Source organism: Chitiniphilus eburneus, from assembly GCF_005048205.1.
GTDB lineage: Bacteria > Pseudomonadota > Gammaproteobacteria > Burkholderiales > Chitinibacteraceae > Chitiniphilus > Chitiniphilus eburneus.
In genome coordinates this window covers 292,358-318,854 of record NZ_SUMF01000002.1, presented here as the reverse complement: position 1 = coordinate 318,854, position 26,497 = coordinate 292,358, and the positions used below count along the sequence as shown (strand labels likewise).

Annotated in this window: 27 protein-coding genes, 1 other RNA gene and 1 pseudogene; 21 read left to right on the top strand and 8 right to left on the bottom strand. The window is 61.1% G+C overall.

Annotated features, from left to right (window positions below; translation table 11 throughout):
- Positions 1 to 15 precede the first annotated feature (15 nt).
- Entirely contained in the window at positions 16 to 366 is a 351-nt protein-coding gene (locus FAZ21_RS04100) for a hypothetical protein (protein ID WP_136771998.1), read from the bottom strand.
- Between the two features lie 163 nt (positions 367 to 529).
- Between FAZ21_RS04100 and parE the strand changes: the two genes are divergently transcribed.
- Both parE and FAZ21_RS04090 read left to right on the top strand, forming a co-directional pair.
- Positions 530 to 2,503 carry a DNA topoisomerase IV subunit B gene (gene parE / locus FAZ21_RS04095; RefSeq protein WP_136771997.1) on the top strand — a complete coding sequence of 658 codons (1,974 nt, stop codon included), beginning with the start codon at positions 530 to 532 and terminating at the stop codon, positions 2,501 to 2,503.
- 136 nt (positions 2,504 to 2,639) lie between these two features.
- Positions 2,640 to 3,545 carry a protein kinase family protein gene (locus FAZ21_RS04090; RefSeq protein ID WP_136771996.1) on the top strand — a complete coding sequence of 302 codons (906 nt, stop codon included), beginning with the start codon at positions 2,640 to 2,642 and terminating at the stop codon, positions 3,543 to 3,545.
- On the opposite strand, the pseudogene FAZ21_RS21210 reads toward FAZ21_RS04090, so the two are convergent.
- Positions 3,546 to 4,208 (bottom strand): annotated as a pseudogene (locus FAZ21_RS21210) (methyl-accepting chemotaxis protein); the annotation flags it as partial.
- Positions 4,209 to 4,708: 500 nt separating this feature from the next.
- On the opposite strand from FAZ21_RS21210, the gene FAZ21_RS04080 reads away from it, so the two are divergent.
- The 3 genes from FAZ21_RS04080 to FAZ21_RS04070 all read left to right on the top strand — a co-directional run bounded on the left by FAZ21_RS04080 (position 4,709) and on the right by FAZ21_RS04070 (position 8,233).
- A complete protein-coding gene (locus FAZ21_RS04080; RefSeq protein WP_136771994.1) occupies positions 4,709 to 5,236 on the top strand; it encodes a nucleoside 2-deoxyribosyltransferase in 528 nt (175 codons plus the stop codon).
- 75 nt (positions 5,237 to 5,311) lie between these two features.
- Positions 5,312 to 7,684 (top strand): DNA topoisomerase IV subunit A, encoded by a 2,373-nt coding sequence (gene parC, locus FAZ21_RS04075; RefSeq protein ID WP_246038470.1) that lies wholly within the window; start codon positions 5,312 to 5,314, stop codon positions 7,682 to 7,684.
- A gap of 21 nt (positions 7,685 to 7,705) precedes the next feature.
- A complete protein-coding gene (locus tag FAZ21_RS04070; RefSeq protein WP_136771993.1) occupies positions 7,706 to 8,233 on the top strand; it encodes a M15 family metallopeptidase in 528 nt (175 codons plus the stop codon).
- Between the two features lie 22 nt (positions 8,234 to 8,255).
- Here the strand turns inward: FAZ21_RS04070 and FAZ21_RS04065 are convergent, their stop codons facing one another.
- The 4 genes from FAZ21_RS04065 to thiD form a co-directional block, all read right to left on the bottom strand.
- Positions 8,256 to 8,768 carry a DUF1993 domain-containing protein gene (locus tag FAZ21_RS04065; protein WP_136771992.1) on the bottom strand — a complete coding sequence of 171 codons (513 nt, stop codon included), beginning with the start codon at positions 8,766 to 8,768 and terminating at the stop codon, positions 8,256 to 8,258.
- A gap of 249 nt (positions 8,769 to 9,017) precedes the next feature.
- Complete coding sequence (locus tag FAZ21_RS04060) at positions 9,018 to 9,593, bottom strand: chloramphenicol phosphotransferase CPT family protein (protein ID WP_136771991.1); 576 nt, start codon at positions 9,591 to 9,593, stop codon at positions 9,018 to 9,020.
- Positions 9,594 to 9,626: 33 nt separating this feature from the next.
- Entirely contained in the window at positions 9,627 to 10,535 is a 909-nt protein-coding gene (locus FAZ21_RS04055) for an AraC family transcriptional regulator (RefSeq protein WP_136771990.1), read from the bottom strand.
- Between the two features lie 163 nt (positions 10,536 to 10,698).
- On the bottom strand, positions 10,699 to 11,508 hold the full coding sequence (gene thiD, locus FAZ21_RS04050) for a bifunctional hydroxymethylpyrimidine kinase/phosphomethylpyrimidine kinase (RefSeq protein WP_246038469.1): 810 nt from the start codon (positions 11,506 to 11,508) through the stop codon (positions 10,699 to 10,701).
- A 79-nt stretch (positions 11,509 to 11,587) separates the two neighbouring features.
- Between thiD and FAZ21_RS04045 the strand changes: the two genes are divergently transcribed.
- The 11 genes from FAZ21_RS04045 to FAZ21_RS03995 all read left to right on the top strand — a co-directional run bounded on the left by FAZ21_RS04045 (position 11,588) and on the right by FAZ21_RS03995 (position 22,561).
- The gene (locus tag FAZ21_RS04045) at positions 11,588 to 11,752 is read left to right on the top strand and encodes a rubredoxin (protein ID WP_136771988.1); all 165 of its coding nucleotides are present in this window, start codon (positions 11,588 to 11,590) and stop codon (positions 11,750 to 11,752) included.
- A 22-nt stretch (positions 11,753 to 11,774) separates the two neighbouring features.
- The gene (locus FAZ21_RS04040; RefSeq protein ID WP_136771987.1) at positions 11,775 to 12,617 is read left to right on the top strand and encodes a M48 family metallopeptidase; all 843 of its coding nucleotides are present in this window, start codon (positions 11,775 to 11,777) and stop codon (positions 12,615 to 12,617) included.
- A gap of 7 nt (positions 12,618 to 12,624) precedes the next feature.
- A complete protein-coding gene (locus FAZ21_RS04035) occupies positions 12,625 to 13,047 on the top strand; it encodes a CopD family protein (protein ID WP_136771986.1) in 423 nt (140 codons plus the stop codon).
- An 8-nt stretch (positions 13,048 to 13,055) separates the two neighbouring features.
- Entirely contained in the window at positions 13,056 to 13,535 is a 480-nt protein-coding gene (locus tag FAZ21_RS04030) for a CYTH domain-containing protein (RefSeq protein WP_211243357.1), read from the top strand.
- Positions 13,532 to 14,824, top strand: coding sequence for a glutamate-1-semialdehyde 2,1-aminomutase (gene hemL, locus FAZ21_RS04025; protein WP_136771985.1), 1,293 nt, complete (start codon positions 13,532 to 13,534; stop codon positions 14,822 to 14,824). Before FAZ21_RS04030 ends, hemL begins: the two co-directional genes overlap by 4 nt.
- Positions 14,825 to 15,005: 181 nt before the next feature.
- Positions 15,006 to 15,506 (top strand): GspH/FimT family pseudopilin, encoded by a 501-nt coding sequence (locus tag FAZ21_RS04020; protein ID WP_136771984.1) that lies wholly within the window; start codon positions 15,006 to 15,008, stop codon positions 15,504 to 15,506.
- The gene (gene pilV / locus FAZ21_RS04015; RefSeq protein ID WP_136771983.1) at positions 15,491 to 16,240 is read left to right on the top strand and encodes a type IV pilus modification protein PilV; all 750 of its coding nucleotides are present in this window, start codon (positions 15,491 to 15,493) and stop codon (positions 16,238 to 16,240) included. Before FAZ21_RS04020 ends, pilV begins: the two co-directional genes overlap by 16 nt.
- Positions 16,237 to 17,016, top strand: a complete 780-nt coding sequence (locus FAZ21_RS04010) for a PilW family protein (RefSeq protein WP_136771982.1) — start codon at positions 16,237 to 16,239, stop codon at positions 17,014 to 17,016. The genes pilV and FAZ21_RS04010 overlap by 4 nt, the downstream gene beginning before the upstream one ends.
- 12 nt (positions 17,017 to 17,028) lie before the next feature.
- Complete coding sequence (locus FAZ21_RS04005; protein ID WP_136771981.1) at positions 17,029 to 17,514, top strand: pilus assembly PilX family protein; 486 nt, start codon at positions 17,029 to 17,031, stop codon at positions 17,512 to 17,514.
- Positions 17,515 to 17,525: 11 nt separating this feature from the next.
- Entirely contained in the window at positions 17,526 to 22,097 is a 4,572-nt protein-coding gene (locus FAZ21_RS04000; protein ID WP_136771980.1) for a pilus assembly protein, read from the top strand.
- 50 nt (positions 22,098 to 22,147) lie between these two features.
- Positions 22,148 to 22,561: a type IV pilin protein gene (locus FAZ21_RS03995; RefSeq protein ID WP_136771979.1), complete on the top strand. Its 414-nt coding sequence runs from the start codon at positions 22,148 to 22,150 to the stop codon at positions 22,559 to 22,561.
- 3 nt (positions 22,562 to 22,564) lie between these two features.
- Here FAZ21_RS03995 and FAZ21_RS03990 read toward each other — a convergent pair whose 3' ends face one another.
- Both FAZ21_RS03990 and FAZ21_RS03985 read right to left on the bottom strand, forming a co-directional pair.
- Entirely contained in the window at positions 22,565 to 23,089 is a 525-nt protein-coding gene (locus FAZ21_RS03990; RefSeq protein WP_136771978.1) for an energy transducer TonB, read from the bottom strand.
- A 94-nt stretch (positions 23,090 to 23,183) separates the two neighbouring features.
- Positions 23,184 to 23,669 carry a TlpA family protein disulfide reductase gene (locus FAZ21_RS03985; RefSeq protein ID WP_136771977.1) on the bottom strand — a complete coding sequence of 162 codons (486 nt, stop codon included), beginning with the start codon at positions 23,667 to 23,669 and terminating at the stop codon, positions 23,184 to 23,186.
- A gap of 303 nt (positions 23,670 to 23,972) precedes the next feature.
- Here FAZ21_RS03985 and ylqF point away from each other — a divergent pair, with 303 nt between their 5' ends.
- The 5 genes from ylqF (at position 23,973) to ssrS (ending at position 26,493) form a co-directional block, all read left to right on the top strand.
- Positions 23,973 to 24,881, top strand: coding sequence for a ribosome biogenesis GTPase YlqF (gene ylqF / locus FAZ21_RS03980; RefSeq protein WP_136771976.1), 909 nt, complete (start codon positions 23,973 to 23,975; stop codon positions 24,879 to 24,881).
- A complete protein-coding gene (locus FAZ21_RS03975; protein WP_136771975.1) occupies positions 24,878 to 25,741 on the top strand; it encodes a helical backbone metal receptor in 864 nt (287 codons plus the stop codon). Before ylqF ends, FAZ21_RS03975 begins: the two co-directional genes overlap by 4 nt.
- Before the next feature lie 29 nt (positions 25,742 to 25,770).
- On the top strand, positions 25,771 to 25,983 hold the full coding sequence (locus FAZ21_RS03970; protein WP_211243356.1) for a coiled-coil domain-containing protein: 213 nt from the start codon (positions 25,771 to 25,773) through the stop codon (positions 25,981 to 25,983).
- Complete coding sequence (locus tag FAZ21_RS03965) at positions 25,980 to 26,285, top strand: cell division protein ZapA (protein ID WP_136771974.1); 306 nt, start codon at positions 25,980 to 25,982, stop codon at positions 26,283 to 26,285. Before FAZ21_RS03970 ends, FAZ21_RS03965 begins: the two co-directional genes overlap by 4 nt.
- A gap of 26 nt (positions 26,286 to 26,311) precedes the next feature.
- Positions 26,312 to 26,493: non-coding RNA, 6S RNA (gene ssrS, locus FAZ21_RS03960), on the top strand.
- The last annotated feature ends 4 nt before the right edge of the window (positions 26,494 to 26,497 follow it).

Below are 26,497 nucleotides of genomic sequence, written 5' to 3'. Positions count from 1 at the left end.
GGCTCGGCTTGCCCCTCAGCCGGGAATCGATTCTCCGATGGAATCCAGCCGGCGATCCCATTGCCGCGCCAGATAGGGGGGCAGATTGCGTTCGATCGCCCCGCGCAGCACTTCATCCAGGGTGCGCCATTCGCTGGAACCCACCAGATTGAATAGCGACGCTTCGTCATTGCGGGCGGCGAGGCGATAGCTTTCGCCATCCAGCGCGGCATACCAGAAAGCCAGCAGACGTTGACGCCACGGCGTTGCGGCAGGAGCGCGCGAGATCAAGGCGATCATTACTGGATGCTGCGATGCAACATCGATAAAATCATCGATCACCGCCATGATGCGATCGATGCCGATGGCGTAAGCAAGGGAAGACATATCGGGTACTCCAGGACAGACAGGGCACGCCCCACTGGGTTGATACAAGGCAGACCCCCGGCTCCACGGCTCGGTTCCAGGTTGTACGTTCGGTTACCTTGGGCGCGGTCCAGCGCAGTTTGTTAGACTTGGCCGCGATCTCCCGCTTGTTCCACGTGAAACCATGACCACTCCTCGCTACGATGAATCCGCAGTCAAGGTGCTGAAGGGCCTTGACCCTGTCCGCCATCGTCCCGGTATGTACACGCGTACCGATAATCCGTTGCATATCTGCCAGGAAGTGATCGACAACGCCGCCGACGAGGCGCTCGGCGGCTACGCACGCTCGATCCGCGTCACGCTGTACCGCGATCAGTCGATGAAAGTAATCGACGATGGTCGTGGCATCCCGGTAGGCATTCATCCGGAGGAGGGCGTACCCACGGTACAGGTGGTGTTTACCCAACTGCACGCAGGCGGCAAGTTCGACAAGAAGGACGGCGGCGCCTACGCGTTTTCCGGCGGTCTGCATGGCGTCGGCGTTTCGGTGACCAACGCACTGTCCACGCTGCTTCAGGTGGAAGTGAAACGGGAAGGGCAACTGCACCGCATCGTGTTCGGGGATGGCGAAGTCCGCGAGCCGCTCGCCGTCGTCGGCACCTGCGCCAAGAAAGAAACCGGCACCGCCGTCACGGTGCGGCCCGATCCCAAGTATTTCGATTCACCGCTCATTCCGCAGGGCGAGCTGGAACACCTGCTCAAATCCAAAGCCGTGCTGCTGCCGGGCCTTATCGTCACGCTGGAGGTGGAACTGCCCAGCGGCGAATTCCTGCACAAGGAATGGTGCTATCCCGACGGCCTGGTCGGTTATCTCAGCGAGCAGTTGGCCGGGTATGAGACGTTGATTCCCATCTTCAAAGGCGACAAATACATCGAAGCAGGTGACGACAGCTTCGCGCCCGGAGAGGGATGCGCATGGGCCTTTACCTGGAGCGATGAAGGGCCCGCCAATCGCGAGTCGTACGTCAACCTGATTCCCACCCCTGCTGGCGGCACGCACGAATCCGGCCTGCGCGATGGGGTATTCCAGGCGGTGAAGACCTTCATCGAATTTCACTCGCTGTTGCCCAAAGGGGTGAAGCTGCTGCCCGAGGATCTGTTCAGCCGCTGCTCCTTCGTGCTATCGGCCAAGGTGCTGGACCCGCAATTCCAGGGCCAGACCAAGGACAAGCTCACCAGCCGCGATGGTTTGAAGCTGGTGTCGCAGATGGTCAAATCGCCTTTCGAGCTTTACCTGAACGAGCACGTCGAGTTGGGCAAGCGCCTTGCCGAACTGGCGATCCGTGCGGCACAAAGCCGGCAGAAGAACGCGCAGAAAGTAGAAAAGAAAAAGTCCTCCGGCGTCGCAGTGCTACCCGGCAAGCTCACCGATTGCGCCAGTGACGAAACCGGCCGTTGCGAGCTTTTCCTGGTCGAGGGTGATTCGGCGGGCGGCTCCGCCAAGCTGGGCCGCGACAAGGATTTCCAGGCCATCCTGCCGCTACGCGGGAAGGTGTTGAACACCTGGGAGGTGGATCGCGACCAGATTTTTGCCAATAACGAAGTGCACGATATCGCGGTCGCCATCGGCGTCGATCCCCATGGTCCGCATGATCAGGCCGATCTATCCGGCCTGCGCTACGGCAAGATCATCATCATGTCGGATGCCGACGTCGATGGTTCGCACATCCAGGTGCTGCTGCTGACGTTGTTCTATCGCCATTTTCCTCGGCTGATCGGGGCGGGGCATGTCTTCGTCGCGCAGCCACCGCTCTACCGCGTGGATATCGCCGGCTCGGGCAAAGCCAAGCCGCCTCGCAAGTTCTATGCGCTGGACGAAGGCGAGCTGAACGCCATCCTCGACAAGCTGCGTGCAGAGAAGGTTCGCGAAGGGGCGTGGAGCATCTCCCGCTTCAAGGGCCTGGGTGAAATGAACGCGGAGCAACTGTTCGATACCACGATGAATCCCGATACGCGACGCGTGCTGCGCGTGGGAATCCCGGACGATGTCACCGCCAATACCCGCGATCTGATGAACATGCTGATGGGCAAGGGTGAAGCCAGCAGCCGGCGCGCATGGCTGGAAGCGCGCGGCAACGAAGTGGAAGCCGATCTTTAGGCATCATGTTTTCACCATCCGCGCAGGCCGTTCCACGTGGAACGGCCTTTTTTGTTTCGCTGGCCTTGCCCAACCCTCCAGCGAGACTGGCCGCCTCGCCGCCGCGTGGTTATCGTGCGTTCAGGGAGGCACGATCATGACCATCGCATTGAAAGCGCCCATCCAGGCCTGGCTGGACAGCCTGTGTACGCGCTGGCTGGGAGAAAAGCCACAGCTCGATCAAGTGATCGATGGCTTTTACGGACAGGTTTATCTGCTAACCCTGGCCGACGGAACGCGTCGCGTCATCAAGCGTTTCCGCATCGCCGGGTTTGCCCACCTGGAGATGCAGGCGACGCGCCGACTGCGTCGGTACACGCCAGCCCACCTGGCGGTGCCCGACATCCTCCAGTTCGAAACGGTGGAGCAGGGCGGCTGGGATGCCTTTCTGATGCCCTTCGTGATCGGCGTCCCCGCCTATGACACGCCGCAGGAACACGTGCCGATGCTGGTGGAAGACATCGTGGCACTGCAACGACACTGGCACGCGCAGACCCAGACGGCGTTCGAAGACCTGGATGGCAACCTCCACGATAATTTCCTGGAAAGCTATCGTGCCTATCTGGCACCTCGCATCGCCTTCCTGGAAAAGACCGAGGATTTCAATCCGGCGCAAAAGCGACGGCTCTTCGCCACGCTGGACCTGCTCGAACCACTGCTGGCGCCGCTGGCCAACGACATGCCCAGCTTCATCCACGACGACGGGCACGCCGGTAACTACCTGGTCGATCCCGTGACCTGGCGACTCTGCGCCGTCATCGATCCGGCCGCCGCGCGCTTCGCCCATCGCGAACTCGATCTGTTCCACCTGCCCGATTCGCGTCCCGAATATGGCCTGCTGGAACGCTACCTGGCGTTGACCCCACCCGCGCCCGGCTGGCCAAAGCGGCGCTGGCTGTTCAGCTTGTGGGACGACATCAAACATGCCGAGTTCACGGGCTGGCGCGATGAAGCGTGGTTCGATCGCAAGCTGGCAGCGTTCGAGGAAACGCCGGCAGACTGATCAACCTGCTGGCGCGGGCAGACTGGCCAGGGATTGCAACGCCGCCGAGAGTGCCTGTTCCACCTGTCGCAAACCCGTCGCCGCGACGTCATAGCGCCGCTCCCGCCACGCCTCCACGGCGCGCAGGCCCGTGGCATTCACCCGGTCCAGGCCATCCACCTCCGCAATGCCCACGGATGCATCCACGCCATGGCGTTGCGCCTGCCACGCGGTGAAGTTGACCAGCAACACGTCAGCCAATGGCTGCTCTGGCTGGAACAGGCAACGATAGATGGCCTCGCGCGCTTCGAGCAGTTCCGCCTGGCCCAGGCCAACGCCACTGTCGTGGCACGCTTGCCGCGCCTGGCCATGCAACTGCTGCATGACGCCACCGGTTGCCTGGAGATGTTCCGCAAGCTGCCGGCCCTTGCCAACCTGTTCCAATGCACCATCGGAAAGCTGATGCAGGGCCGTGCGCACACTGACCGTAGCCCCGCTGATGCGCTCCACCAGCTTGCGAATCTCGCCCGAAGCCACCGTGGTCCGCTCCGCCAGTTTGCGGACCTCATCCGCAACAACCGCAAAGCCTCGCCCGGCCTCGCCCGCCCGCGCGGCCTCGATGGCCGCATTCAGCGCAAGAAGATTGGTCTGCGCGGAGATCTCGCCGATCATCTCGACAAAACCGACGATATCCTGCGCGCTTTCGGCCAGCGAAACGGTCTCGGTCGCGGATTGATCGGTCTGTTCGACCAGATGCAGCATCCCCTGGGTGAGCGCCTGGAGCGTGGCGTTCATCTCGGAAAACCCGGCAGAAGCCTGGGCAGCCGAATCCAGTGTGTGGACACTTTCGCTGGCGGCTCTGCGCAACGCGTCGATCAACCGCATGAACGCGGCGCCACCGGCTGTGAACTCGGCAAAAATGGCGGGGTAGGCGCCCGCACCCTGGCCACGATCCCCGGTTTGTCGTTCCAGCATTTCCAGAAAGCGCGTGTCGCGCTCGTGCTTTTCCACCTGCTGCCGCAAACGCGCATTCTCGTCGCTCAGCGCCTGCATCCTGGCGTGCAGGTCATCGTGTCCTGGCCGTTGCTTGAACATATTCCCCCCGGATTCGTCGCGGCTGCTTTTGGCCGTGGCCATGCCCGGCACAGTATAGTGGAGCACTCTCCCCTTGATACGCATCGCCCATGTCGCCACCCATCGTCTACCTTGCCGGGCCCGGGGTCTTTCGTCAGGACGCCGTGGCCTGGGGTGCCCAGCTCACCGCGCTGTGCGCGCAGCACGGCCTGGCCGGGCTGTTCCCCCTGGATAATCAGTTGCCGCCACTGACCGACACCGCCGCGCAACGACGCTGGCTGTTTCAGGCCAACTGTGGCGCGATCCACCAAGCCGATGTCGTTCTGGCCGATTGCCGGGCTTTTCGTAGCGCAAGCGAACCGGATAGCGGCACGGCATTCGAAATCGGGTTTGCACATGCGCTGGGTAAACCGGTTTACCTCTGGCTACCGGATGTCGCCGAAGGCAGCACCATGCGGCAACGCGTCGCCGGGCCGGCAGCAGCGGGAACGCCCATCGATAACGACGGCCTGCTGATCGAAGACTTTGCCGCACCGCTCAACCTGATGTTGTGGGAAGCCGCCGATCACGCGATCTTCGCCACCACTGCCGAATCGGCCATCGCTCAACTGGCCGAGCTGCTGCGGTGTTCCACGTGAAACCATTGCGTCGCTGAACGGGGGCCGGCATCGGGCTACAATGCCGCCTGACCTGTTTTTCGGCGACGTCTCCTCATGTCCGATCTTGATCTTCCCGAACTTCCCGAAACCGAAGCCCCCGTCGAGGCGGCAAGCGGCGGCAATCGCCGGTACATCAACGCCCAGACTTCGGCGCTGGCGCCGGACGATGGCGAAAGCGTGCAATTGGGCCTGTACGCGGAAAAGAGCTATCTCGAATACGCAATGAGCGTGGTGAAAAGCCGCGCGTTGCCGCAGGTGGAAGACGGCCAGAAGCCGGTACAGCGACGCATCCTCTATGCGATGCACGAGCTGGGTCTGACCGCCACCGCCAAGCCGGTGAAGTCAGCCCGTATCGTCGGCGAAGTGCTGGGCAAGTTTCACCCCCATGGCGATCAATCGGCCTATGACGCGCTGGTGCGCATCGCCCAGGATTTTTCGCTGCGCTACCCCTTGATCGACGGCCAGGGCAATTTCGGCAGCCGGGACGGTGATGGCGCGGCGGCGATGCGGTATACCGAAGCCCGCCTGACGCCCATTGCCGAACTGCTGTTGGGTGAGCTGGATGCCGGCACCACCGATTTCATCCCCAATTACGACGGTGCACTGGAAGAGCCATTGCTGCTACCGGCACGGCTGCCAGTGCTGTTGCTCAACGGCACTTCCGGCATTGCCGTGGGCATGGCCACGGAGATTCCTTCGCACAACCTGGGCGAAGTAGCCGACGCGGCCGTGGCGTTGATCCGCAATCCCGGGCTCGATACCGCCGGGCTGCTGGAATACGTGAAGGGCCCGGATCTACCCGGCGGTGGGCAACTGATTTCCAGCGCCCGCGATATCCAGTCCGCCTACGAAGCAGGGCGGGGCAGCCTGAAATTGCGCGCGCGCTGGGAAAAGGAAGACCTTGCGCGTGGGCAATGGCAGATGGTCGTCACCGAATTGCCGCACGGTACTTCCAGCCAGCGGGTGCTGGAGGAAATCGAAGAACTAACCAATCCCAAGCTGCGCAAGGGCAAGAAGGCGCTGACACAAGAGCAGGTGCAGACCAAGCAATTGGTGTTGTCGCTGCTCGACCGTGTTCGCGACGAGTCGGGCAAGGATCAGCCCATCCGGCTGGTGTTCGAACCCAAGTCATCGCGGCAGGACCCCGCCGAGCTGATGAATGTGCTGCTGGCACATACCTCGCTGGAAACCAATCTGCCGATGAATCTGGTCACCATCGGCCGCGATGGTCGGCCAGGCCAGAAATCGCTGCGTGACCTGATCGCGGAATGGGTGGACTTCCGCTTCGTAACGGTGCGGCGCCGTACCGAACACCGGCTGGGCAAGGTGGATGACCGCATCCATATCCTCGAAGGGCGGATGGTCGTCTTCCTCAACATCGACGAAGTCATCCGCATCATTCGCGAAAGTGACGACCCCAAGGCCGCATTGATCGCGCGCTTCCAGCTCAGCGACCGGCAGGCCGAGGATATCCTGGAAATCCGCTTGCGCCAGCTGGCACGACTGGAAGGGATCAAGATCGAGCAGGAGCTGGTGGATCTGAAGCGCGAGAAGGGCGAGTTGGAGCATCTGCTGTCCAACCCGGCCGCCATGCAGAAGCTGCTGATCAAGGAGATCGAGGCCGACCGCAAGAAATATGGCGACCCACGCCGTACCCTGATCGAGGAGGCCGAAAAGGCCACGCTGGAAGTGGCGGTAGTCGATGAGCCCACCACGCTGATCCTGTCGGAGAAAGGCTGGATTCGCAGTCGCCAGGGCCATGGTATCGAGTTGCAGAACCTGGGATTCAAGGATGGCGACAAGCTGCTGACCGCCATCGAGTGCCGCACGGTGGATTCCGTGGCACTGTTCGGCAGCGACGGCCGCGTCTACACCATTCAGGCCGCGGTGGTTCCAGGGGGCCGGGGCGATGGCGTGCCGGTCACTACCCTGGTGGAGTTGTCCGCCAAGAGCCGTGTGGTGCAACTGATGACGGCCCGCGCGGAGGAATGGGTCATCATCGCCAACGCTTCCGGCTATGGCTTTGCCTGCCAGTTCGAGAACCTGCTGTCGCGGCAAAAAGCAGGCAAGAGCTTCATTACGCTGGAAGCGGATGAAACGCTGCTGCGGGTCACCACGTTTGTTCCACGTGAAACATCCGTCGTGGCATGCCTGTCGAAAGCCGGCAAGTTGCATCTGTTCCCGTATTCGGAATTCAAGCAACTCGCCGGTGGCGGGCGCGGCGTGATCACGATGGCGCTGGATGACAAGGATCACCTGGCCGCTATTACCGTCTCCGACGGAGAAACCCTGCGACTGACCGGCACCGGCCGTGGCGGCAAGCCGACAGAGCTGATTCTGGATGCCAACGAAATGGCGCCCTATGTCGGCAAGCGGGCACGCAAGGGCAAGCCGATCAATGCCGGGCTGAAATTCCCGGGATTCTGATCCACCGGGAGGGCAGGACCGATGAATGAAGCACTGCGCGCAAGCTGGGCTGCACTGGGCATTCCCGAGTCGGTCCTGGAAGCCAAGCGGCTCACGCTCTACGAAGAAGCCGAGTCGCTGACTGATGCGGAAACCGGCGACGATGGCCGCGTGTGGCAACTGACGCCAGCGGCAACGCTGGCATGGCAGGCGCTGCGCACTGCGGCAGCGGAGGATGGCATCACGCTGCGCATTGCCTCCGCCTATCGTGGCACCGACCGGCAAGTGGCGCTGATCCGCCGCAAACTGAACGCCGGGCAGCCCATCGATGCCATCCTGCAAGTGCTTGCGCCGCCGGGTTGCAGCGAGCATCACACGGGACGCGCCATCGACATCTACATGCCCGGCGGCCCCATCGTGGAAGAAGCCTTTGAAGACACGCCGGCGTTTGCCTGGCTGCAGGCCAACGCCGGACGCTACGGATTCACCTTATCGTTCCCGCGCGACAATCGCTACGGCTATGTCTACGAACCCTGGCATTGGTGTTTCCAGCCCGTTCAGCTTGCCTGACGGGCTGTCTCGAAAGCCCGTATCAAGCTCGCTCGATCGCACCGATATAGTCGGCCTTACCCAGCGTGACACCGTTATGCCGCAGGATGTCGTAGGCCGTGGTGACATGGAAATACACGTTCGGCAGGACGAAATGCAGCAGGTAGAAATCTCCCGGCATCGGATGGTCCGGCATCCAGGGCAGAGTGACCGCTTTACTCGCGGCATCGTCCAGCGAAGTGGGCGCGATGGTGTTCAGGTAGGCAACAACCGTCGCAATACGCTCCTTCAACTCATCGATACGCGTCTCGCTATCGGGGAGCTTGAGCGCATCCAGCCCCGCCAGCCGCGCGCCAACACCCTTGGCCTGGTCGGTGGCGATCTGCACCTGCTTCACCAGTGGAAACATATCCGGTGCCAGCCGTGAATTGAGCAACACGCTTTCTTCAATGCCACGGTCCGCACAGAAGGCAGCCGCCTTGTCGAGCAGGACCGACAGGTTACCCAGCATGCGGATGAAAGCGGGAACGGAAACCTGGTAGTAGGACAAACTCATGAGTTCACTCCGGGAAACAGCCCGGCAATCCCGTGGTTCGATCACGCCCGCGCCGTGCCTGGTCGGTCCACGCTTGGTATGTGAACGCGATTTCACATCTCGAGCACAAACAGCACACGCATGGGGCAGATGATCGGATTCGGGATTTCGAGCAGATAGATAGGGGAAAACAGCCCAGTCATCCTAGCCGAATCCCGGGCATTGCGGCGACGAGGACGTGAAGCCGAAAACCACGCTCCCGTGACCCCGCTATCCCTGTTCCAGCCTGAGCAACGTTTCCGTCACGCCATGGAATGGGCTGCTGCGCGACAAACCATCGACCAGTTCCTGCACCGCCAGCGTCGAGCATTGCGCACTGGTGTCCACCTCCAGGTCGTACTGCATCCAGCGATGCACTCGTGGCAGCTCCCAGGCGGAGAGTCCGGCCGCCCGATCCCCGCGCGCGGCTTCCCGTCGAGCCAGGGTTTCCTCATCGCAGTGCACCCCGACCAGCGCCACCGAATAACCAGCCAGCTCGGTCAACAACTCCCGGATTTCTTCCGGCTCGCACCAGGCGTTATCGACGATCAGCTTGACGCCCGCCTGCAACAGCGACGGCAAAGCGTAGTGATAGGCGCGCACCAGCGCTGCCCAATCGTATCCCGGCCGGGCGATCGGCTCGCCACGCTGCATCCGTAACAGGTCGGAAGGCGGCAGCGCATAGAGCACGCTGTCGATGGAGAAGTTGAGGTATTGCTCCGGCAGGCATTCCTGCAATGCCCGGGCAAGCGATGTCTTGCCGGAGCTGCTGGTGCCGTTCAGAACGATGACATGGGGCAGGCTCATCGCGGCATGGTATCAGCGGGAGGCCCGCCAGCCCTAGGCAATCAGTGGCAGGCAAAGGTCGTAGCGTTTGTCGTGGAAATAATGCTCCAGACGGGGCCGCGACGGATCGGGCACCAGCCCGGTCTGCGGCAGCCAGGTCAGCATCAGGTCGCGCCAGCGCGGGCCGATATCGTCCTCGGTGCCACCGTGATGGAACACCGCCCAGCGACCGGCCGGCATGCGGTATTCACCCATGCCGCGCGGCACACGCACCTGCTGATTGATCTCGGTGGCCGCGTCGTACCGACGACGGCCAGCGGGCGTCGTGGCCGGATCGCTCCAGATCAGCCCGAAACGCCGGTCGGGATCGGATTCAATCTGGTGCAGGCGGCACTGCGCCTCCAGTTGCTCATACAACTTGTGCAAGTGGTTGCCGTAATCACCCACCTCGCGCACGGTCAGCATCCGGGCCGCGGGCCAGTCCTCCACCGAGATCCGGGTCGCCACTTCGGCGAAGGACCATTGGTAATCCGCCTCGGTTCCGACAATGGCCTGACCGGGGGTATAGGAAATCGGGCCCAGATTGGTCCGCAACCATTCGCGGGCGGGCGGCGTACCCTTGCGCCATGCGCTGGGCGTAAAACCGAATGTCCGATTGAAAGCGCGGCTGAACGTGGCAGCCGAAGAGAACCCGACCGCCAGCGCCACTTCGCCGATCGGCATGCGCGGCGCCCAATGCAGCAACGAGGCAGCGACTTCCAGGCGCAAGCGCCACAGAAAGGCCTGCGGGGTGGTCTGGTAATGCAGCTGGAAGCGTCGCACCAGATACCAAGGCGAATAATGTGCGGCTTCGGCCAGATCAGCCAGCGTCAATGGTGCGGCGAGATCGCGCACCATCCGATTGATCGCGCGTTCCAGTCGAGGGCAGGGCGCGGGGGCGAGAATGGGCCTGGGGGCATTCATGATCGTATTCCACAACCGCCGTAAGCGGTAATCGATCCAGAGACCGTCAATCTTGGATCAAGCGGACAACGAATGGGGGGCAGTCCTTCGATATTCGCAACATGAGCAAAAAGTAATGTAAGCACACTGCTAATTGCTGGTATTCATGCTAGCTGATACGTCACTATTCTTCTGCTTTTGTATCTTCCGGACGAGCCCAGAACATGCGATCCGGCACCAGCTGCCCCATGCCAGGGCGGAAAGCATTCACCAGCGTCTGCCATACGTATTCCTGGGCATCGCGGACAGCTGTGTTCAACTCCACCCCACTGGCCAGGGCGCCGGCCAGGGCGGCGGACAACGTTGCGCCCGATCCATGGTAACGCCCGGGCAAGCGATCCCACATATCGCTGCGGACACGACCATTGCGCGAATACAGCACGTTGCTTACCTTGCTCGTCTGCTCCTGCGCCCCGGTAATAAGCACATACTCGCAGCCGCAATCGATCAGGCGGGCCGCCGCCGCATCCAGCGGCAAGTCGTCCTGTTCCTCGGCATCGTCCGACCCCAGCCGGCGCGCCTTGCTGCTGTTGGTACAGACGATCAGGGCGTTGGGCAGCAGCAGCTCGCGGATCGCCGCCGCAAACTCATCAGTGGAATACTCATCGCGCTGGCTATGCTCGAGCACAGGATCGAGCACCAACGGGATATTGGGGTAGTCCGCGACGATTTCGGCGATCACCGCCAGATTCTCGATACTGCCGGCCAGGCCCACCTTGATCGCATCCACCTGCATGTCTTCGAGAACGAAGCGCGCCTGTTCGTTGACCCAGTCGGCCTCGATGGCCTGAACTTCCTGCAGGCCGGCCGTGTCCTGCACGGTGAGCGCGGTCACCACCGGCAGCGCGTGGCACCCCAGCGACGACAGCGTCGTCAGGTCTGCGGCGAGACCAGTGCCGGCGGATGGGTCGTTGGCGGCAAAAACGAGAACCAAGGGTGGGGTGGGACGCATCGCGGGGGTGTAAGGGATGGGATAGAATTCGATTCTAAACCAGCACCCTGAAGGTCATCGGATGAAAAAATACATGTGCTTGATTTGCGGTTTCATTTATGACGAAGCAGAGGGCCGTCCGGAGGATGGGATCGAGCCCGGAACCCTCTGGGACGTGGTTCCTCTGAACTGGACCTGCCCCGATTGCGGCGCCCGCAAGGACGACTTCGAAATGGTGGAAATCTGATCGGACCATCGGGAGTACCACGATGAAAAAACTGTTGATTGCCACTGCGGTGGCCCTGGTCGTGGCGGGATGCCAGCAGGTGAACACCACCAGCGCCGGCGCCGCCGGCGTGAACCGGAAGCAGACCATGAGTTCGCTGCTGTCCGAACAACAGGTTGTGGACATGTCCGTCCAGTCCTACCAGGAAGCGCTGGCCAAGGCCCGCGCCAAGGGGACGCTCAATACCGATCAGAAGATGGTGTCGCGCGTACGCGTCATCGCCGATCGCATCATTCCGCAGACCGCCGTTTACCGCCCGGATGCCACGCGCTGGAACTGGGAAGTCAACGTCGAGAAAAGCGACCAGCTCAACGCCTACTGCATGGCCGGCGGCAAGATCATGTTCTACTCGGGCATCATCGATAAGCTCAAGCTGACCGATGACGAAATCGCCCAGATCATGGGCCACGAAATCGCGCATGCGCTGCGCGAACATGCGCGCGAGCGGATGAGCCAGGCTTATACCAAGCAGTTGGCCTTGCAGGGGCTGTCGATTTTCACCGGCGGCAAGTACGACGATTACCTGGGCATGGCCGACCAGTTGACCGAGGTCGCCTATTCGCTGCCGAACAGCCGCGAGCATGAGTCCGAAGCCGACACCATCGGCCTGGAGCTCGCCGCGCGCGCTGGCTATAACCCGCAGGCAGCGGTCACCCTGTGGCAGAAAATGGCCGCGGCCAGTACCGGCGCACCGCCGCAGTTCCTCTCCACCCACCCGTCGAACCAGACGCGTATTGCCGATCTGCAGGCGCGCATCCCGACCGTCGAGCCGCTTTACCAGGCCGCGCTGGCACGCAACCCCGCCCCCAAACCCAAGAAAAAGTGAGCGCCCCGTGCTCTGGGCCAAATCGTTCCACCTGATCTTCGTTACCTGCTGGTTCGCGGGCCTGTTCTATCTGCCGCGCCTGTTCGTGAACCACGCGCAGGTGCAGGATGAAGCCACTGCCGCACGGTTGCTGCTGATGGAGCGCAAGCTGCTGCGCTTCATGACGGCGCTGGCCGTGCTGGCGCTCGGATTCGGTGTGCTGACCTGGTCGTTCTACGGTTTCTACGCCGGTCCCGGCTGGTACTGGATGCATGCCAAGCTGACGCTGGTGGCCACGCTGGTGCTCTATCACGGCTGGTGCTGGCGGCTTTACCTGGGATTCGTACGCGGCAAAGCGAAGCACAACCATGTCTGGTATCGCTGGTTCAACGAGTTCCCGGTGCTGATCCTGTTCGCCGTGGTGATCCTCGCCATCGTCAAACCCTTCTGAGTATCCCCATGGGTATCGAGATCGAACGCAAATTCCTGCTGGCCCATGACGGTTGGCGTGCCAAGGTCAGCCGTTCCACCCGCATCGCGCAGGGTTATCTGTGTACCGAGCCCGACAGAACAGTGCGGGTACGCCTCAAGGGCACCCAGGGCTTCCTCACCATCAAAGGCCGTAACGACGGCATTGCACGTGCCGAATTCGAGTATCCGATTCCCCAGGCGGATGCCGAGGCCTTGCTCCGGCTTTGCCCCCGGGTACTGGACAAAACCCGCCATCTCGTCGAAATCGTGCCTTATGTGTGGGAAATCGATGAATTCCATGGCGACAACAGCGGTCTGGTGGTCGCCGAGATCGAACTTCCCAGTGTCAATGCGGCGTTCTCCCAACCGGACTGGCTGGGTGACGAGGTGTCGCACGACACCCGCTATTTCAACAGCAATCTTTCCCAGCACCCTTTTAGCCGCTGGAACACGGAGTCGCCCCGATGAGTCACAACAACGCCCTGTTCGCCCGCGCGCGCCACCACATTCCGGGCGGCGTGAACTCCCCCGTCCGCGCGTTTGGCTCCGTAGGCGGCACGCCGCGCTTTTTCGCCCGGGGTGAAGGCGCATATGTGTGGGACGTCGATGGCCAGCGCTATATCGACTACGTGGGTTCGTGGGGGCCGCTGATCCTCGGACATGCCCACCCGGCGGTACTGGAGGCCGTAATGCGCGCGGCGCGCAACGGCCTTTCGTTCGGGGCACCGACGGCCGCCGAGGTCGATCTGGCGGATTTGCTGTGTGAACGCGTCCCCAGCATGCAGCAGGTGCGGCTGGTTTCCAGCGGCACCGAAGCCACAATGAGCGCCATTCGGCTCGCGCGCGGCCATACCGGTCGTGACAAACTGGTGAAATTCGAGGGCTGCTATCACGGCCATGCCGATTCGCTGCTGGTCAAGGCAGGATCCGGCCTGCTGACGTTCGGCAACCCTTCGTCCGCCGGCGTGCCCGCGGCGGTCGCGGCGGACACCATCGTCCTGCCCTACAACGACGTCGCGGCACTGGAAACGGTGTTCCATGAACAAGGCGACCAGATTGCCGCAATCATCGTCGAGCCCATCGCGGGCAATATGAATCTGATCCAGCCCAGCCCGGCGTTCATCACCGCGATGCGCACCTTGACCGAAGCCCATGGCGCGCTGCTGATCTACGACGAAGTAATGACGGGTTTTCGGGTTGGGCCGCAATGCGCGCAGGGATTGCATGGCGTCTCCCCCGATCTGACCTGCCTGGGCAAGGTGGTGGGCGGCGGCATGCCATTGGCGGCGTTTGGCGGCCGGGCCGATGTCATGGCCAAGCTGGCACCGCTGGGACCGGTCTATCAGGCTGGAACGCTTTCGGGAAACCCAGTGGCTGTCGCCGCCGGTATCGCCACCTTGCAGGAAATCGACGGTCCGGGCTTTTTCGAAAACCTGGAACAGCAAACAGCGAATCTGGTCGAAGGTCTGAGGAAGGAAGCAGCAAAACAAAGTGTTAGCTTCTGCACCCAATCGATAGGCGGCATGTTTGGCATTTATTTCAGCAAGGCCATTCCTACCGGGTTCGCCGAGGTCATGACCAGCGACCGTGATAACTTCAATTTATTCTTTCATGCCATGCTGGAGCAGGGTATCTACCTTGCACCCTCGGCATTCGAAGCAGGTTTCGTCTCCGCATGCCATGGTTCGGCCGAACTGGAAACCACGTTCGTCGCAGCCCGTCGCGCGTTCAACCAGATCCAGCAAAAAATGCAATAAGTATTTGCAGATACAGAGTTTTCCACTAGTCAAAACAAGGCTGTCAGGCATGTTTTGATGCCCCCGACCATTCGACATCCAATCCCCGCACGCCTGTCAGGGACGCTTGCCAAGCTGGTGCGTCACTGCTGTTATCATTAGAGCATACTGATAAACGGCATTTAGCTCGGGGAGTGGCATCATGCGTCAAGGGGGCTTCACACTGATCGAGGTGATGGTCGTCATCGCCATCATCGGAATCGTGCTGGGCATTGCCGCGCCCAGCTATCAATCTCTGGTTCGCAACAGCCGGCTGTCCTCCGCTTCCGAGGAACTGCTCACGCACCTGATGCTGGCGCGTACCGAGGCCATCAAGCGGAACAGAAGCGTCGATGTCTGCGCGGCGGATACCTCCGCCAGCTCGCCTGAATGCGATTCGAGCCGTGCCTGGAAGGATGGCTGGATCGTGATCGTTCCTGGCGAAACCCAGCCGTTGCGGATCGGCACGCCGGTGGAAAACATCGATGCGCTCGACGTTACCGGCACCACCCAGAACAAGCTGACCTTCCGCTCGTTCACCAATGCCAGCAACCAGGCCGCCACCTTCACCTTCTGTATCGCCGGCGTGCAAGCCCGCGAAGTGGTGGTGGAACGCTCCGGCCGGGTTTCCCGCCTGTTGGGTGACACATGCGCCGCCGACTGACTTCCTCCCCGGCTCAGCACGGCGTCATCATGATCGAGGTGCTGGTGGCCTTGATCGTGCTGGCGCTGGGCATCCTGGGCCTGGCGGGCCTGCAGGTGTACTCACTGAAAAACAGCCAGAGTTCCTATATGCGCTCCATCGCATCCGATCTGGCCAACGATCTTTCCGAGCGGGTCCGCGCCAACCGCACCCCCGAGCTATCCGGCAGCATCCAGGTCAAGGTGGCCAGCGAAGCCTCGATGGCACGCAGCGCCCTGCCGCCGGATTATCCCGCCTTCGTCTGCGGCAACAGCGCCAGCGGCGTGGTCTGTACTCCCCCCAGCGACGGTCACCCAGGCAATGCACTGGCCGCCACCGAACTGGCCGCCTGGATCAGGCTGGTTGACGTATCGCTGCCGGTAGGTGCCCCGGGCACTGCGAATCGGGGCGGCGGCATCATCTGCCGCGACAACGACATCACCAATGGTGTGGATGTACCCGATGCCACCGATCATGGCGGCCCGATCTACGACAGCAGCGATTCGGAATACGAGGCGAAGACCGGCTGTCTCGCCCCCGGCAACGCCAAATACGCCACGGCACCCCTGGTCATCAAACTGTGGTGGCAGGATCTGGACCAAAGCGGCAAACGGGTTGCCGGCGCGCCGCTGCAAGTGTTCAGCACCCCGCTGGGAGACAACCTGGCCCATCTGGCGGTTCCGGCTTCCGCACCTGCTTCCGGAGCCTCGCCATGAGCCGCCGCCTCCACCACGGCTTTACCATCGTCGAATTGATGGTGGGCCTGGCCCTCGCCCTGTTGCTGGCCCTCGCCATTGCCAATGTCTACGTGCAGACGCGCCAGACCTTCCGGATTCAGGCCGCGCAAAGCCGGGTTTCCGACGATGGCCACTACGTACTGGATATCTTCAAGCGCGTGCTGTCCCAGGCCGGATACCGCCCGTTGGCCAAGGCGGGCGCCGACTTCAAGACCAGCTTCCCGGCCACATCGCCCTTTGCCGCCGGGCAGGTGATCACCGCGAACAACGGTACGCTGTCCATCCGGTTCTATGGGGAAAACACGGACAGCGCATCAGCGGTTGCCACTCAGGGCAACATCATCGGCTGCGATGCCAGTGACGCCCCGTTCCTCACCGACAACCAGCGACATACCTTCGCGTTGAAACTCGATGGCGAGCAACTGAAGTGCAACGACACCGTGCTGGTCGGCAATGTTCTCGACTACAGCCTGCGCTTCGGTGTCTATGACGGTACCAACAAACAAGGGCTGAAGGACAACGGGCGGATCATCACCCAGTACATCGCCACCCCCACCAATTGGGATGACGTACTGGCGATCCGGATGTGCGTGGTCATCGTTTCGGATGCCGGCAGCGGCACCAACCTGACCCCCGAACCGATGAGCTATCAGGATTGCGCCGGAAACACGGTCACCGCGACCGATCGCCGGATATACCGGAATTTCACCTCGACATTCCAGTTACGCAATCTTGCCTCCAATCTGCCGTCGTGAGAGGCCCATGTTATGAAACGGCAAACCAGAACCGATGCGGGTTTTATCCTGATCACCAGCATCATCTTCATGCTGGTGCTTACCGTCGTGGTGGTCTACGCGGTGCGTTCCGCCACCGTTTATGAACGCGTAGCCGGCAACAACCGCAATCGCAGCATGGCCGTGCAATCCGCGGAATTCGGCTTGCGCGAATCGCAGGCCAAACTGCTTTCCGAGCTGTACGTCGCGGGTAAAGTGGCCAATCCGGTTTCCAGGAATCTCAGCGCGGACGCCTACGCGGCTTTCAATGACCCCGATCACTGGACGAACAGCAATTCGATCGAGGTGACCGGCGATATCACCGGCACCTACTCAAAACCGAGATACGTGGTGCGCAACGAAAACGTCGCCGCAGCGGAAGAGGGCTGCAATTACTACGGCGTCAAATCGTTGGGCAGAGGTGGCAACAGCAATAGCGTTGTCGTCCTGGATGCAGTCGTCAAACGCTGCATGCGATAAGGGTTGAAACCATGAAAAAGAACACGCTTTGGGCCATCGCCCTCATCGCCCTGCTGGGTCACTCACCCGCGGTCCTCGCCGGCAAGATGGCGCAAAGCAATCTGGATCCATTTCGCCCACTGGCGATCCAGAATACGTCCGCGCCACTGAACATGCTGGTTCTGGGTCGCGACCACAAGCTGTGGTACGAAGCCTATAACGACGCGTCCGACCTGATGGAAACCGGCGTCTACGATGTCGGATATCGCGGCTGGAAACTGCTGAATGCTTCGGAAGGCGCGAAGGAAGGCAATTTCTATATCGATTATTACGGCTATTTCGATTCCTATACCTGCTACACCTACAGCGCGACCAATCACCGCTTCGAACCCAGCGAGAAAACCGCCACCAAGAAATGCTCGTCCAAATGGAGCGGCGACTTTCTCAATTACCTGACCACCTCGCGCATGGATGCGTTGCGCAAAGTGCTCTACGGCGGCACCCGTTCCACCGATACCGCGACCGAAACGGTCCTGCGCCGCGCCTATATTCCACAGGATGCGCATAGCTGGGGCAAGGAATACACCAGCCAGGCGGTGGATGGTTACCTGATCACCGACTACACCCCCCTGGGCCAGCCCGGTACCAACAAACGCCATTTGTTCGCCAATACCACGGCCAACGGTACCAATGGCGGGATCGCCAATCTGCCCTTGCTGCGCTTCCTGCCCAATCGCGCCGAACGGGTCTGGAACTGGGTGAGCAAGAATGCGCCCGTGTCGGGAACCACCCTCACCACGGCCACTGGCGAGGATACGGTCACCTTCACCGAAAACCGCACCACGCTGACCGATTCGCTCAAAGGTGGGTTCTGGAACGTTCAGGTCCAGGTGTGCAAGAGCTCGTCGCTGAAAGAAACCAATTGCAAACAATATGGCACCAGCTGGAAACCCACCGGCCTGCTCCAGCAATATGGCGACAGCGATGCCATGCGTTTCGGCCTGCTGACCGGCAGCTACAGCAAGAACCTGGCGGGCGGGGTACTGCGCAAGAACATCAGTCCCTTCTCGGATGAGGTCAATCCCGCCAATGGCGTGCTACTCAAGCCCGCCAAGGGGATCGTCACCGCGCTCGATGCATTGCGCATTCATGGCTTCGGCAGCGGCGGCAGTTACGATTGCGGCTGGAACTTCGCGTCCAAGGAACTGGAAAACGGCAACTGCCTGTCATGGGGCAACCCGGTCGGCGAAATGCTGGAAGAAACCATGCGCTATTACGCTGGTGGTTCAGCCACCAGTTCCTTTACCGGTGATAGCGCCGGCACCGCCATCGGCGTGCCCGAGGAAACCAGTTGGCTGAATCCGTACCGCTCCACCTCCTCCGGCGGCAACGATATCTGCGCCAAACCGTATGTCACGCTGATTTCGGACATCAATCCTTCCTGGGATAACGACAACCTCACCGGCTCGGTCGGCGGCCAGACCATCAATTACAGCAGCCGGGGCAGTACGCTGTGGACGGCCGAGTTCGGCGGTAGCGGCAACGCGATCCTGGGCGGTGTCACCGGCAATGTGGACGGCGCGCCCACCTCCAAGAGCGTGTCCAACTTCAACAACATTCTTGGCCTGCCCGAAGAGCCGAACAAGAAGGGCAGCTATTCCTCCGCACTGGTTGCGGACTTTGCCCGCAACAACGCTTTCATTTCCGCCAACAACCGGCTTCGCGTATCCACCTTCGCCGTCGCACTGGCATCGCCGTTGCCCGTCATCAAGGTACCGGTGGGAACGGGCGCCAATAGGCGCACGGTCACGCTGACGCCGTTCGCCAAATCGGTTGGCCAGTACGGCATCGACGGCACCAAGGGTCGCTATCAGCCCACCAACCAGATCGTCGATTTCTATATCGACAACATCGTCAACATCGGCGGTGGCTTCCCCAACGACGCCAGCATCAATGGCGGCCGGCCGTACTACAAGTTCCGCATCAACTACGAAGACGTGGAATACGGCGCCGACCACGACATGGATGCCATCGGTGAATACACCATCCAGTTGACGGCGGATAACCAGGTCGAAGTGACGGTCGCCTCCACCTATGCCTCGGGCAGCATCATCCAGCACTTGGGCTACACCGTATCCGGCACCACGGCCGATGGGCCTTATCTGGTGGTACGCGATTGCGATACCGCGCCCAAGGTCACCGGCGAGCCGTCGCAATGCGTCTTCACGGCGGATGCCGGGGTGGCCAGCGACGTCAGCTACTGGCTGGACAAACCCGCCACCGGCTATCCCAAAACCAACCCCACCCGGGGCCTGCCCATGCTCGATACCCGGCGCTTCACGGCGTCCAGCAGCGCCGGCAGCCTGGTCGATCTGAAGGATCCGCTGTGGTACGTCGGCAAATGGGGCGGTACCGATCCGGCCAATTGGGACAAGGACGGCAACCAGACACCGGACAGCTATTTCCTGGTGACCAACCCACTCAAGTTGCAGGAACAGCTTTCCAAGGCATTCGCCTCGCTGGATTCCAACGCACGCAATGCCCAGATCGGCGCCGGCGCCGGCGGTAGCGGGCAGAATACGCAACGCCTGTACAAGGCGGACTACATCCAGGAACGCTGGTCAGGCGATCTGACCGCCTATATCAACTCCGGGATGGATTTCGGCGAACTGGCGTGGCGCGCCAGCGACAAATTGCTCTCCCCCAACAACCGGGTGATGCTGTCCTGGCACTACGGCAGCAATTCCGGCGTTGCCTTCCGGCCCGCGTCGTACCAGACAGCGACCGCGCCGCAGAACCTGAGCGCCAACCTGATCAACTATCTGCGCGGCGACAACACCAACGAAAGCAAGACAGGTTTCCGTCAGCGGCAACAGGTGGGTGGCCAGAGCAACTACTACGGCGACATCCTGGATTCGCGCCCGGTGGCGATCATGGGCGGCCCGTCGCCGGATTACCGGCCGGACGAACCGGGTTACAGCGCGTATGCGGAAGCCAATGCCACGCGCAAGCAAGTCGTTTATGTGGGCGCCAACGATGGTGCGTTGCATGGCATCGACGACAGCTACAACGTCGATACCCTGAAGCCGGGCACCAATGCCGGCAAGGAAGTGTTGGCTTATGTGCCGGGGTTCCTGTTCAACAAGCTCTCCAAGCTGTCCGAACAGAATTATCAGCACCAGTTCTACGTCAATGGCCAGACCTCGGTGCAGGACGTGCAGCTCACCAGCGCCAGCGATAGCTGGAAAACCATGCTGGTCGGCAGCCCCGGATTTGGCGGCAAGGGCATCTTCGCCCTGAACATCACGGATCCGGCGCTGTTCACCGAAGCAAATGCCGCCAGCCTCGCCCTCTGGGAGTTCTCTAGCGTGGATGACGCCGATATGGGCTACTCGCCGGGCTCCGCCGTCATGGTCAAGACCAACGACGGCAAGTGGCGCGCGATTACCGGCAACGGCTACAACAGCACCACCGGCAAGGCCGTGCTCTTCCTGCTGGAAGCACGCGGGCCGAATAATGGCTCCTGGGCCAACCGGATGGTGAAGATCGACACCGGCGTGGGCGATGCCGTCGCCAGCGGCAACTACAACGGCCTCTCGGCCCCCACCTTTGCCGATCTGGACAACAACGGAACCGTGGATGTGGTCTACGCGGGCGACCTGAAAGGCAATATGTGGAAGTTCGACCTGCGTAGCAAAAACCCGGCGAACTGGACCGTCGCATTCAATGGCGCGCCACTCTATACCGCGGTCGATGCCAATGGCGTGGCGCAACCGATCGCCAACTGGCCTGAAGTGGCATTCCATCCCACCCAGGGCCTTGTCGAAAGCAGCAACGGTGTCGTGACCAGCGATGGCCACCTGCTGGTGTTCTTCGGTACCGGCAAGTTCTTCGAGGATTGCGATCCGGAGCTGACCTGCGCCGGCGAATCCAACAAGAACGCGTTCTACGCGATCTGGGACAAGGGTGAACCGGTAACCGCCAGCGATCCCTTGCTGGAACGCTGCTACGGCAACTTCACCCAGGCCGACGTCGATGCCTACAACGAAGACCTGACCGGCAACAGTCAGATCCGCTTGAGCGACATCCGCAACCTGGTACGCCTGGAGAACTGCCCGGGCGAGACCGAACTGGGCAATATCGACTGGAGCACCGACAAGGGCTGGTTCATGAAGATGAAGGGGAATTACGCCCGGATGGCGGGCGCCCCGCGCGTCGTCGGCGGCACGGTGGTCTTCAACATCACCAACCTCACCAGTACCTCCAGCAACGAATGCACCATCAATGGCGAAACCACCACGATGGCGCTCGACTTTGCCAATGGTGGCCAGAGCGAGAACCGCTTCGGCGCCCAGAACATCGGCGGCAAGCTGGTCTCCCTGCCCAATGTCGGCATCGTGCAGGACGTGTTCCTGCCAGGCGGAACCACCACGCTGATCAACCAGCGTCCCGCAGGGGTCAACGATGATAACGGTGGCGGGCGTGACTACGGCTCGAAGGACCGGCCCAAGACCTGCATCTCGAAGGGATCGCCAGTCGGCACCGATACCCAGTCAGCACGTTGCATGATCGTGCCGGTGAACTGGAAAGAAATCCTCAACTGAACCCAGGGCGCCTGTTCAATCGCAGGCGCCTTTTTAACTGGTCCATTCATATGAAAAGAAAATCCCAGGGGTTTACGCTGGTGGAACTGATGGTCATTGTCGCGATCATCGGCACTCTTGCAGCGATCGCCATTCCCAACTATCGGGATTACGTCACCAAGACCCGGCGCGCCGACGCGCAGGCCGTATTGTTGCAAAATGCCCAGATCATGGAACGCGGCTACACGGTGAACAATCGCTATACCTGCACCTCGCCACCCATTGTCGCCGCCGCGCCCATCGATGGCAGCACCAAGTACTACACCATTGCGGTGGACGACGACGGTAGCTGTGCCGACGACTATTTCCGCCTGGTGGCCACACCCACCGGTAGCCAGGTCGGCGATGGCGCGCTGTCGCTGGATTCCGCAGGTCTGCGCCGCTGGAACAAAAATGGCGGCGGCTGGCAGAACAGCTGGAAATAGCCCTTATCGCGGGGAATCGGTGACGCGCTTGATGCTCGGCACCGGTTTTCCATCTTCCTTTGCTGGCGTAAACAGTGTGCGGTAAAGCTGCCGCACGATGGCTGCTGTCTGCCGCGGGTCCAGGACACTGGATACCACGGTCACGTCTTCCACTTCCCCACGATCGCTGATTCCAACATCCAGCTCGATCAGTGGCGGCATTTCCGCATCCCTGGGCGGCAACTGAAAATCCGGTTCCACGATGGCTTCGGCTTCCATGAAAGTATGGAGGGCCGGCGTTGCTTCGCTTGCAGTCAGCCAGGCCGGTATCTCTTCCTGCCAGGCAGGCAAATGCGATGCAACAAGGGAGTGGATCATCTGCGTACTTTGCTTGGCCGCTGATGTAGCCATGGGCACAACATCCGGTACGTCAGATGCCTTCTTCTGCAAGCCGGGTTTTGCCTTGCTTACCAGATGGATTTCCAGTGGCGTTTCGTGGAAAACCGGCCATAAGACGCTGGGTTGAAGCAGCAGGAACAGCAGGATCATCAGATGGAAACTGATGGACCAGGCACTGGCAAGTACCAGGAAATATCCGGGAGATCGCGGTGGTTTCGGGATGTTCGCTGCGTCGGACACAGGTTTAGATCAAGCTACGAATCTTTGCTTCCAGCATTTTCATGTCGGGTTCACCGACATAGCGTTGCACGATCCTGCCTTCCTTATCGATGAGAAAGGATGTAGGTGTCAGTTGAATATCACCGAAGGCCGATGAGATCTGGTCGGTAGTGTCGTGTGTGACGATAAAGGGAAGTGCAGTCCTGGCCACGTAGTGATCGATGCGTGCACGATCATCGTAGCTCATGGCAACGGCAAGGGTCTTGTAGGGCAACGTTTTCAGTTTGTCCTGGAGTGAAACCAGCTTTGGCATCTCAGCCATGCAACCTGTGCATGTCGTGGCCCAGAAGTTGACCAGAATCACATTTCCTTTCAGATCAACGAGTTGCTGCTTCTTTCCCTGAAGGGTTGTCCAGCTTGCTTGTGGAATGTCTCGCTGTTGTCCCAACAGCAGGTAGCCAATACCACCTGCTATCACCAGTACGAGAAGGGTCCATCCGAGACGTTTCATGGGCAGGTTACGGTTCGGGTTATACAACGATGTATAAATAGAAAGAACTAAGAACAGTTAATAAGGCTGTCCCAAGTCTGTGGATAACGCGGATTCTACTGAAGAATCATACTGTTGTCGTTTGGCAAACCAACCCTGAGCCCAGGGAGTTGCCTGTGGATGAAACGGTGATTGTTTTGGCGGCTCGTTCCGATTGCCGGTTTTCCACAGCGTGGCGTCGTTTGTCCACAGAACAAGCTGTTGATTTCCCGTCTTCTTTCTCCAGAGCGCTATAATCGGGCGCTTTTCAGGCAAGGAGCACGCATGTCGATCCAGTGGTATCCCGGGCACATGCATGCCGCCCGCAAACAGGTGGCCGAAACCATGGCCAAAGTGGATCTGGTCATCGAGGTGGTCGATGCCCGCCTGCCCGGGTCCAGCACCAATCCCATGATCGATCAGTTGCGCCGCGCGCGGCAGCGTCCCGCGTTGAAGATTCTCAACAAGGCAGACCTGGCTGATCCGGCCTTGAATGCGCGCTGGCTGGAATGGTTCAGGGCGCAACCCGCCACTTCCGCCATTTTGATGGGCGAGGACAACAAGCAGGGGCAGGCGCGCAAGTTGCCTCAGTACTGCCGTGAGCTGGCACCTCACCGTACCGGCGCGGAAAAGCCCTTGCGCGCCATGATCATGGGTATTCCAAACGTGGGTAAATCCACGTTGATCAACGTGCTGATGAGTCGGCGCATCGCCAATGTGGCGGATACGCCAGGCGTGACCAAATCCCAGCAGCGTGTCGAAACCGGTGAGGGCTTCATCCTCTATGACACCCCTGGTCTGCTCTGGCCCAAGATCGAACGCCCGGAATCCGGCTACAGACTGGCCCTGGCCGGATCGGTCGGTCGGAATGCCTACAACGAGGAAGACGTGGCATGGTTCGCCGTCGAGACACTCCAGCAACGTTATCCGCAGCTGCTTGCGGCGCGATACAAGCTGGATGACCTGTCCCTGCCCGCCGATGAACTGTTCAACCAGATCGGGAAGAAGCGAGGCGCGGTGCTCGGCGGTGGACGCATCGACCGCCAGAAGACGGCGGAACTGATCCTGACCGATTTCCGTAGCGGCACCCTCGGGCGCATCACGCTGGAATCACCGGACGATTTCCTGTTGCCGCCGGAACCATTGGCACCGACCGACCATACTGGCAGTGCCGATGAGGATATTGCCGAGTGAGTCGCTGGTTGTGCCTGGCGCTCGGTCTGTGGGCGATGCCGGCATGGGCCGCGGTCGATGTTCGCGATGATGCCGGCAACCGGGTCAGGCTGGAGCAACCCGCCACCCGCGTCATCACGCTTGCTCCACATGCAACGGAACTGATCGCGGCGCTCGCGCCACGGACGCTGGTTGCGGTGGATCGCTACAGCAACTACCCCGAGCAGGTGCGCAAGCTGCCCCAGGTTGGTGACTATGCCGCGATCAACGTGGAGGCCGTGATTGCACTCAGGCCGGATCTGATCGTCATCTGGGAAGGCAAGGCAGCGACGGAACTGGCTGCGCGACTGGCACGCCTGGCTATTCCGGTTTTCATCAGCCGTCCTGCCTCGGTGGAGGACATTGCCACCAACCTGGAGCGGCTTGGGGTACTGGTGGGAAAACCGGAGCAAGGAAAGGCCCTGGCGCGCCGCCAGCGCGATGGATTGACCGCATTGCAACGCCGGTATGCCGGAAAGCCGCCGGTGCGGGTGTTTCTCCAGTTGGGCGTGTCCCCCATGTTCACCGTATCGCGCAAGGCGTTTCTCGGGCAGGCGTTGGCGGATTGCGGCGCGATGACGCCTTATGCGGAGGACCGCGCGGTCACGCCGCAGGCCAGTCTGGAAGCAGTGCTGGGGTTCGCGCCCGAGTTGATCCTGGTGGATGGTCCAGCCGAAGCGCTGGCGGACTGGCAACGGTTTCCCGAACTGCCCGCCGTGGCCAATGGTGCGGTGATCGCCCTGAGCGGGGACAGGTTCGTCCGCCCCGGCCCGCGTTTTGTCGAGGCGGCCATGGAACTGTGCCGGCGGGTCGACGCGGCGCGGGCGCGCAAAATACCTTAGAATCGATTCGGGTCAACGGAGGCCGTCTGATGGATGCCGAACTCGCCACGCTCGACGACAAGATCGGGCAACTCATACACCTGTGCAAACAACTGAAGCTGGAGAATCACGCCCTGCGCCAGCAAGTGCTTTCGCTTCAGCAACAGAAGGTGCAGCTCAGTGCCAAGGTGGAAGGCACCCGGAACCGTGTGGCGGCGATTCTTGCCAAGTTGCCCGACGAAGAAGAGGAGGATGGTGAATGAGCGATATCAAACAGCTCGATGTCACCATCATGGGGCGCGAGTTCCGCGTGGCATGCCCGGCCGAGGAAGAGGAAACCCTGCTCGAGGCGGTTCGCATGCTCGATACCAAGATGCACGAGATTCGCGAAAGCGGAAAAGTGATCGGGATCGAGAAGGTCGCCATCATGGCCGCGCTGAACTTTGCCCACGAGTACCTGCACGTTGAGGCGGGCGGTTTTGACATCGCGGCCTATCAGCGTAGAATCAATCTCATGAATGCAACGCTCGACGCAGCACTACAGGATCAGGCCGAGTTGTTCTGATCCCGGTTGTGGCGAGTCTCCCAGTTGCTTTCCTGCGGTGTTTGTCCGGCTTTTATATTCCTTGAACCGATAAGCTTGCATCGGTCGCCGGCATTCCAGTCGTCTGTTGTGCGCGTTCCTTTGTCGAACGCACCTGAAGGCGGCAAGCTGGTGACACTTGAACCCCAGGGTTCAGGATGCTAAGCCGGACGGCACTCGCGGGAAGCCCTCTT

Excerpts from the sequence above, each read along its gene's own strand:
- FAZ21_RS03995 (WP_136771979.1), top strand. The coding sequence starts at position 22,148 with ATGAAAAGAAAATCCCAGGGGTTTACGCTGGTGGAACTGATGGTCATT.
- parC (WP_246038470.1), top strand. The coding sequence starts at position 5,312 with ATGTCCGATCTTGATCTTCCCGAACTTCCCGAAACCGAAGCCCCCGTC.
- FAZ21_RS04040 (WP_136771987.1), top strand. The coding sequence starts at position 11,775 with ATGAAAAAACTGTTGATTGCCACTGCGGTGGCCCTGGTCGTGGCGGGA.
- parE (WP_136771997.1), top strand. The coding sequence starts at position 530 with ATGACCACTCCTCGCTACGATGAATCCGCAGTCAAGGTGCTGAAGGGC.
- FAZ21_RS03970 (WP_211243356.1), top strand. The coding sequence starts at position 25,771 with ATGGATGCCGAACTCGCCACGCTCGACGACAAGATCGGGCAACTCATA.
- FAZ21_RS04080 (WP_136771994.1), top strand. The coding sequence starts at position 4,709 with ATGTCGCCACCCATCGTCTACCTTGCCGGGCCCGGGGTCTTTCGTCAG.
- FAZ21_RS04060 (WP_136771991.1), bottom strand. The coding sequence starts at position 9,593 with ATGAGCCTGCCCCATGTCATCGTTCTGAACGGCACCAGCAGCTCCGGC.
- FAZ21_RS04070 (WP_136771993.1), top strand. The coding sequence starts at position 7,706 with ATGAATGAAGCACTGCGCGCAAGCTGGGCTGCACTGGGCATTCCCGAG.
- FAZ21_RS03990 (WP_136771978.1), bottom strand. The coding sequence starts at position 23,089 with ATGATCCTGCTGTTCCTGCTGCTTCAACCCAGCGTCTTATGGCCGGTT.
- FAZ21_RS04020 (WP_136771984.1), top strand. The coding sequence starts at position 15,006 with ATGCGTCAAGGGGGCTTCACACTGATCGAGGTGATGGTCGTCATCGCC.
- FAZ21_RS04065 (WP_136771992.1), bottom strand. The coding sequence starts at position 8,768 with ATGAGTTTGTCCTACTACCAGGTTTCCGTTCCCGCTTTCATCCGCATG.
- FAZ21_RS04100 (WP_136771998.1), bottom strand. The coding sequence starts at position 366 with ATGTCTTCCCTTGCTTACGCCATCGGCATCGATCGCATCATGGCGGTG.
- FAZ21_RS04000 (WP_136771980.1), top strand. The coding sequence starts at position 17,526 with ATGAAAAAGAACACGCTTTGGGCCATCGCCCTCATCGCCCTGCTGGGT.
- FAZ21_RS04005 (WP_136771981.1), top strand. The coding sequence starts at position 17,029 with ATGAAACGGCAAACCAGAACCGATGCGGGTTTTATCCTGATCACCAGC.
- FAZ21_RS04090 (WP_136771996.1), top strand. The coding sequence starts at position 2,640 with ATGACCATCGCATTGAAAGCGCCCATCCAGGCCTGGCTGGACAGCCTG.
- FAZ21_RS04045 (WP_136771988.1), top strand. The coding sequence starts at position 11,588 with ATGAAAAAATACATGTGCTTGATTTGCGGTTTCATTTATGACGAAGCA.
- FAZ21_RS04055 (WP_136771990.1), bottom strand. The coding sequence starts at position 10,535 with ATGAATGCCCCCAGGCCCATTCTCGCCCCCGCGCCCTGCCCTCGACTG.
- FAZ21_RS04030 (WP_211243357.1), top strand. The coding sequence starts at position 13,056 with ATGGGTATCGAGATCGAACGCAAATTCCTGCTGGCCCATGACGGTTGG.
- FAZ21_RS03985 (WP_136771977.1), bottom strand. The coding sequence starts at position 23,669 with ATGAAACGTCTCGGATGGACCCTTCTCGTACTGGTGATAGCAGGTGGT.
- hemL (WP_136771985.1), top strand. The coding sequence starts at position 13,532 with ATGAGTCACAACAACGCCCTGTTCGCCCGCGCGCGCCACCACATTCCG.
- ylqF (WP_136771976.1), top strand. The coding sequence starts at position 23,973 with ATGTCGATCCAGTGGTATCCCGGGCACATGCATGCCGCCCGCAAACAG.
- FAZ21_RS04010 (WP_136771982.1), top strand. The coding sequence starts at position 16,237 with ATGAGCCGCCGCCTCCACCACGGCTTTACCATCGTCGAATTGATGGTG.
- FAZ21_RS03965 (WP_136771974.1), top strand. The coding sequence starts at position 25,980 with ATGAGCGATATCAAACAGCTCGATGTCACCATCATGGGGCGCGAGTTC.
- pilV (WP_136771983.1), top strand. The coding sequence starts at position 15,491 with ATGCGCCGCCGACTGACTTCCTCCCCGGCTCAGCACGGCGTCATCATG.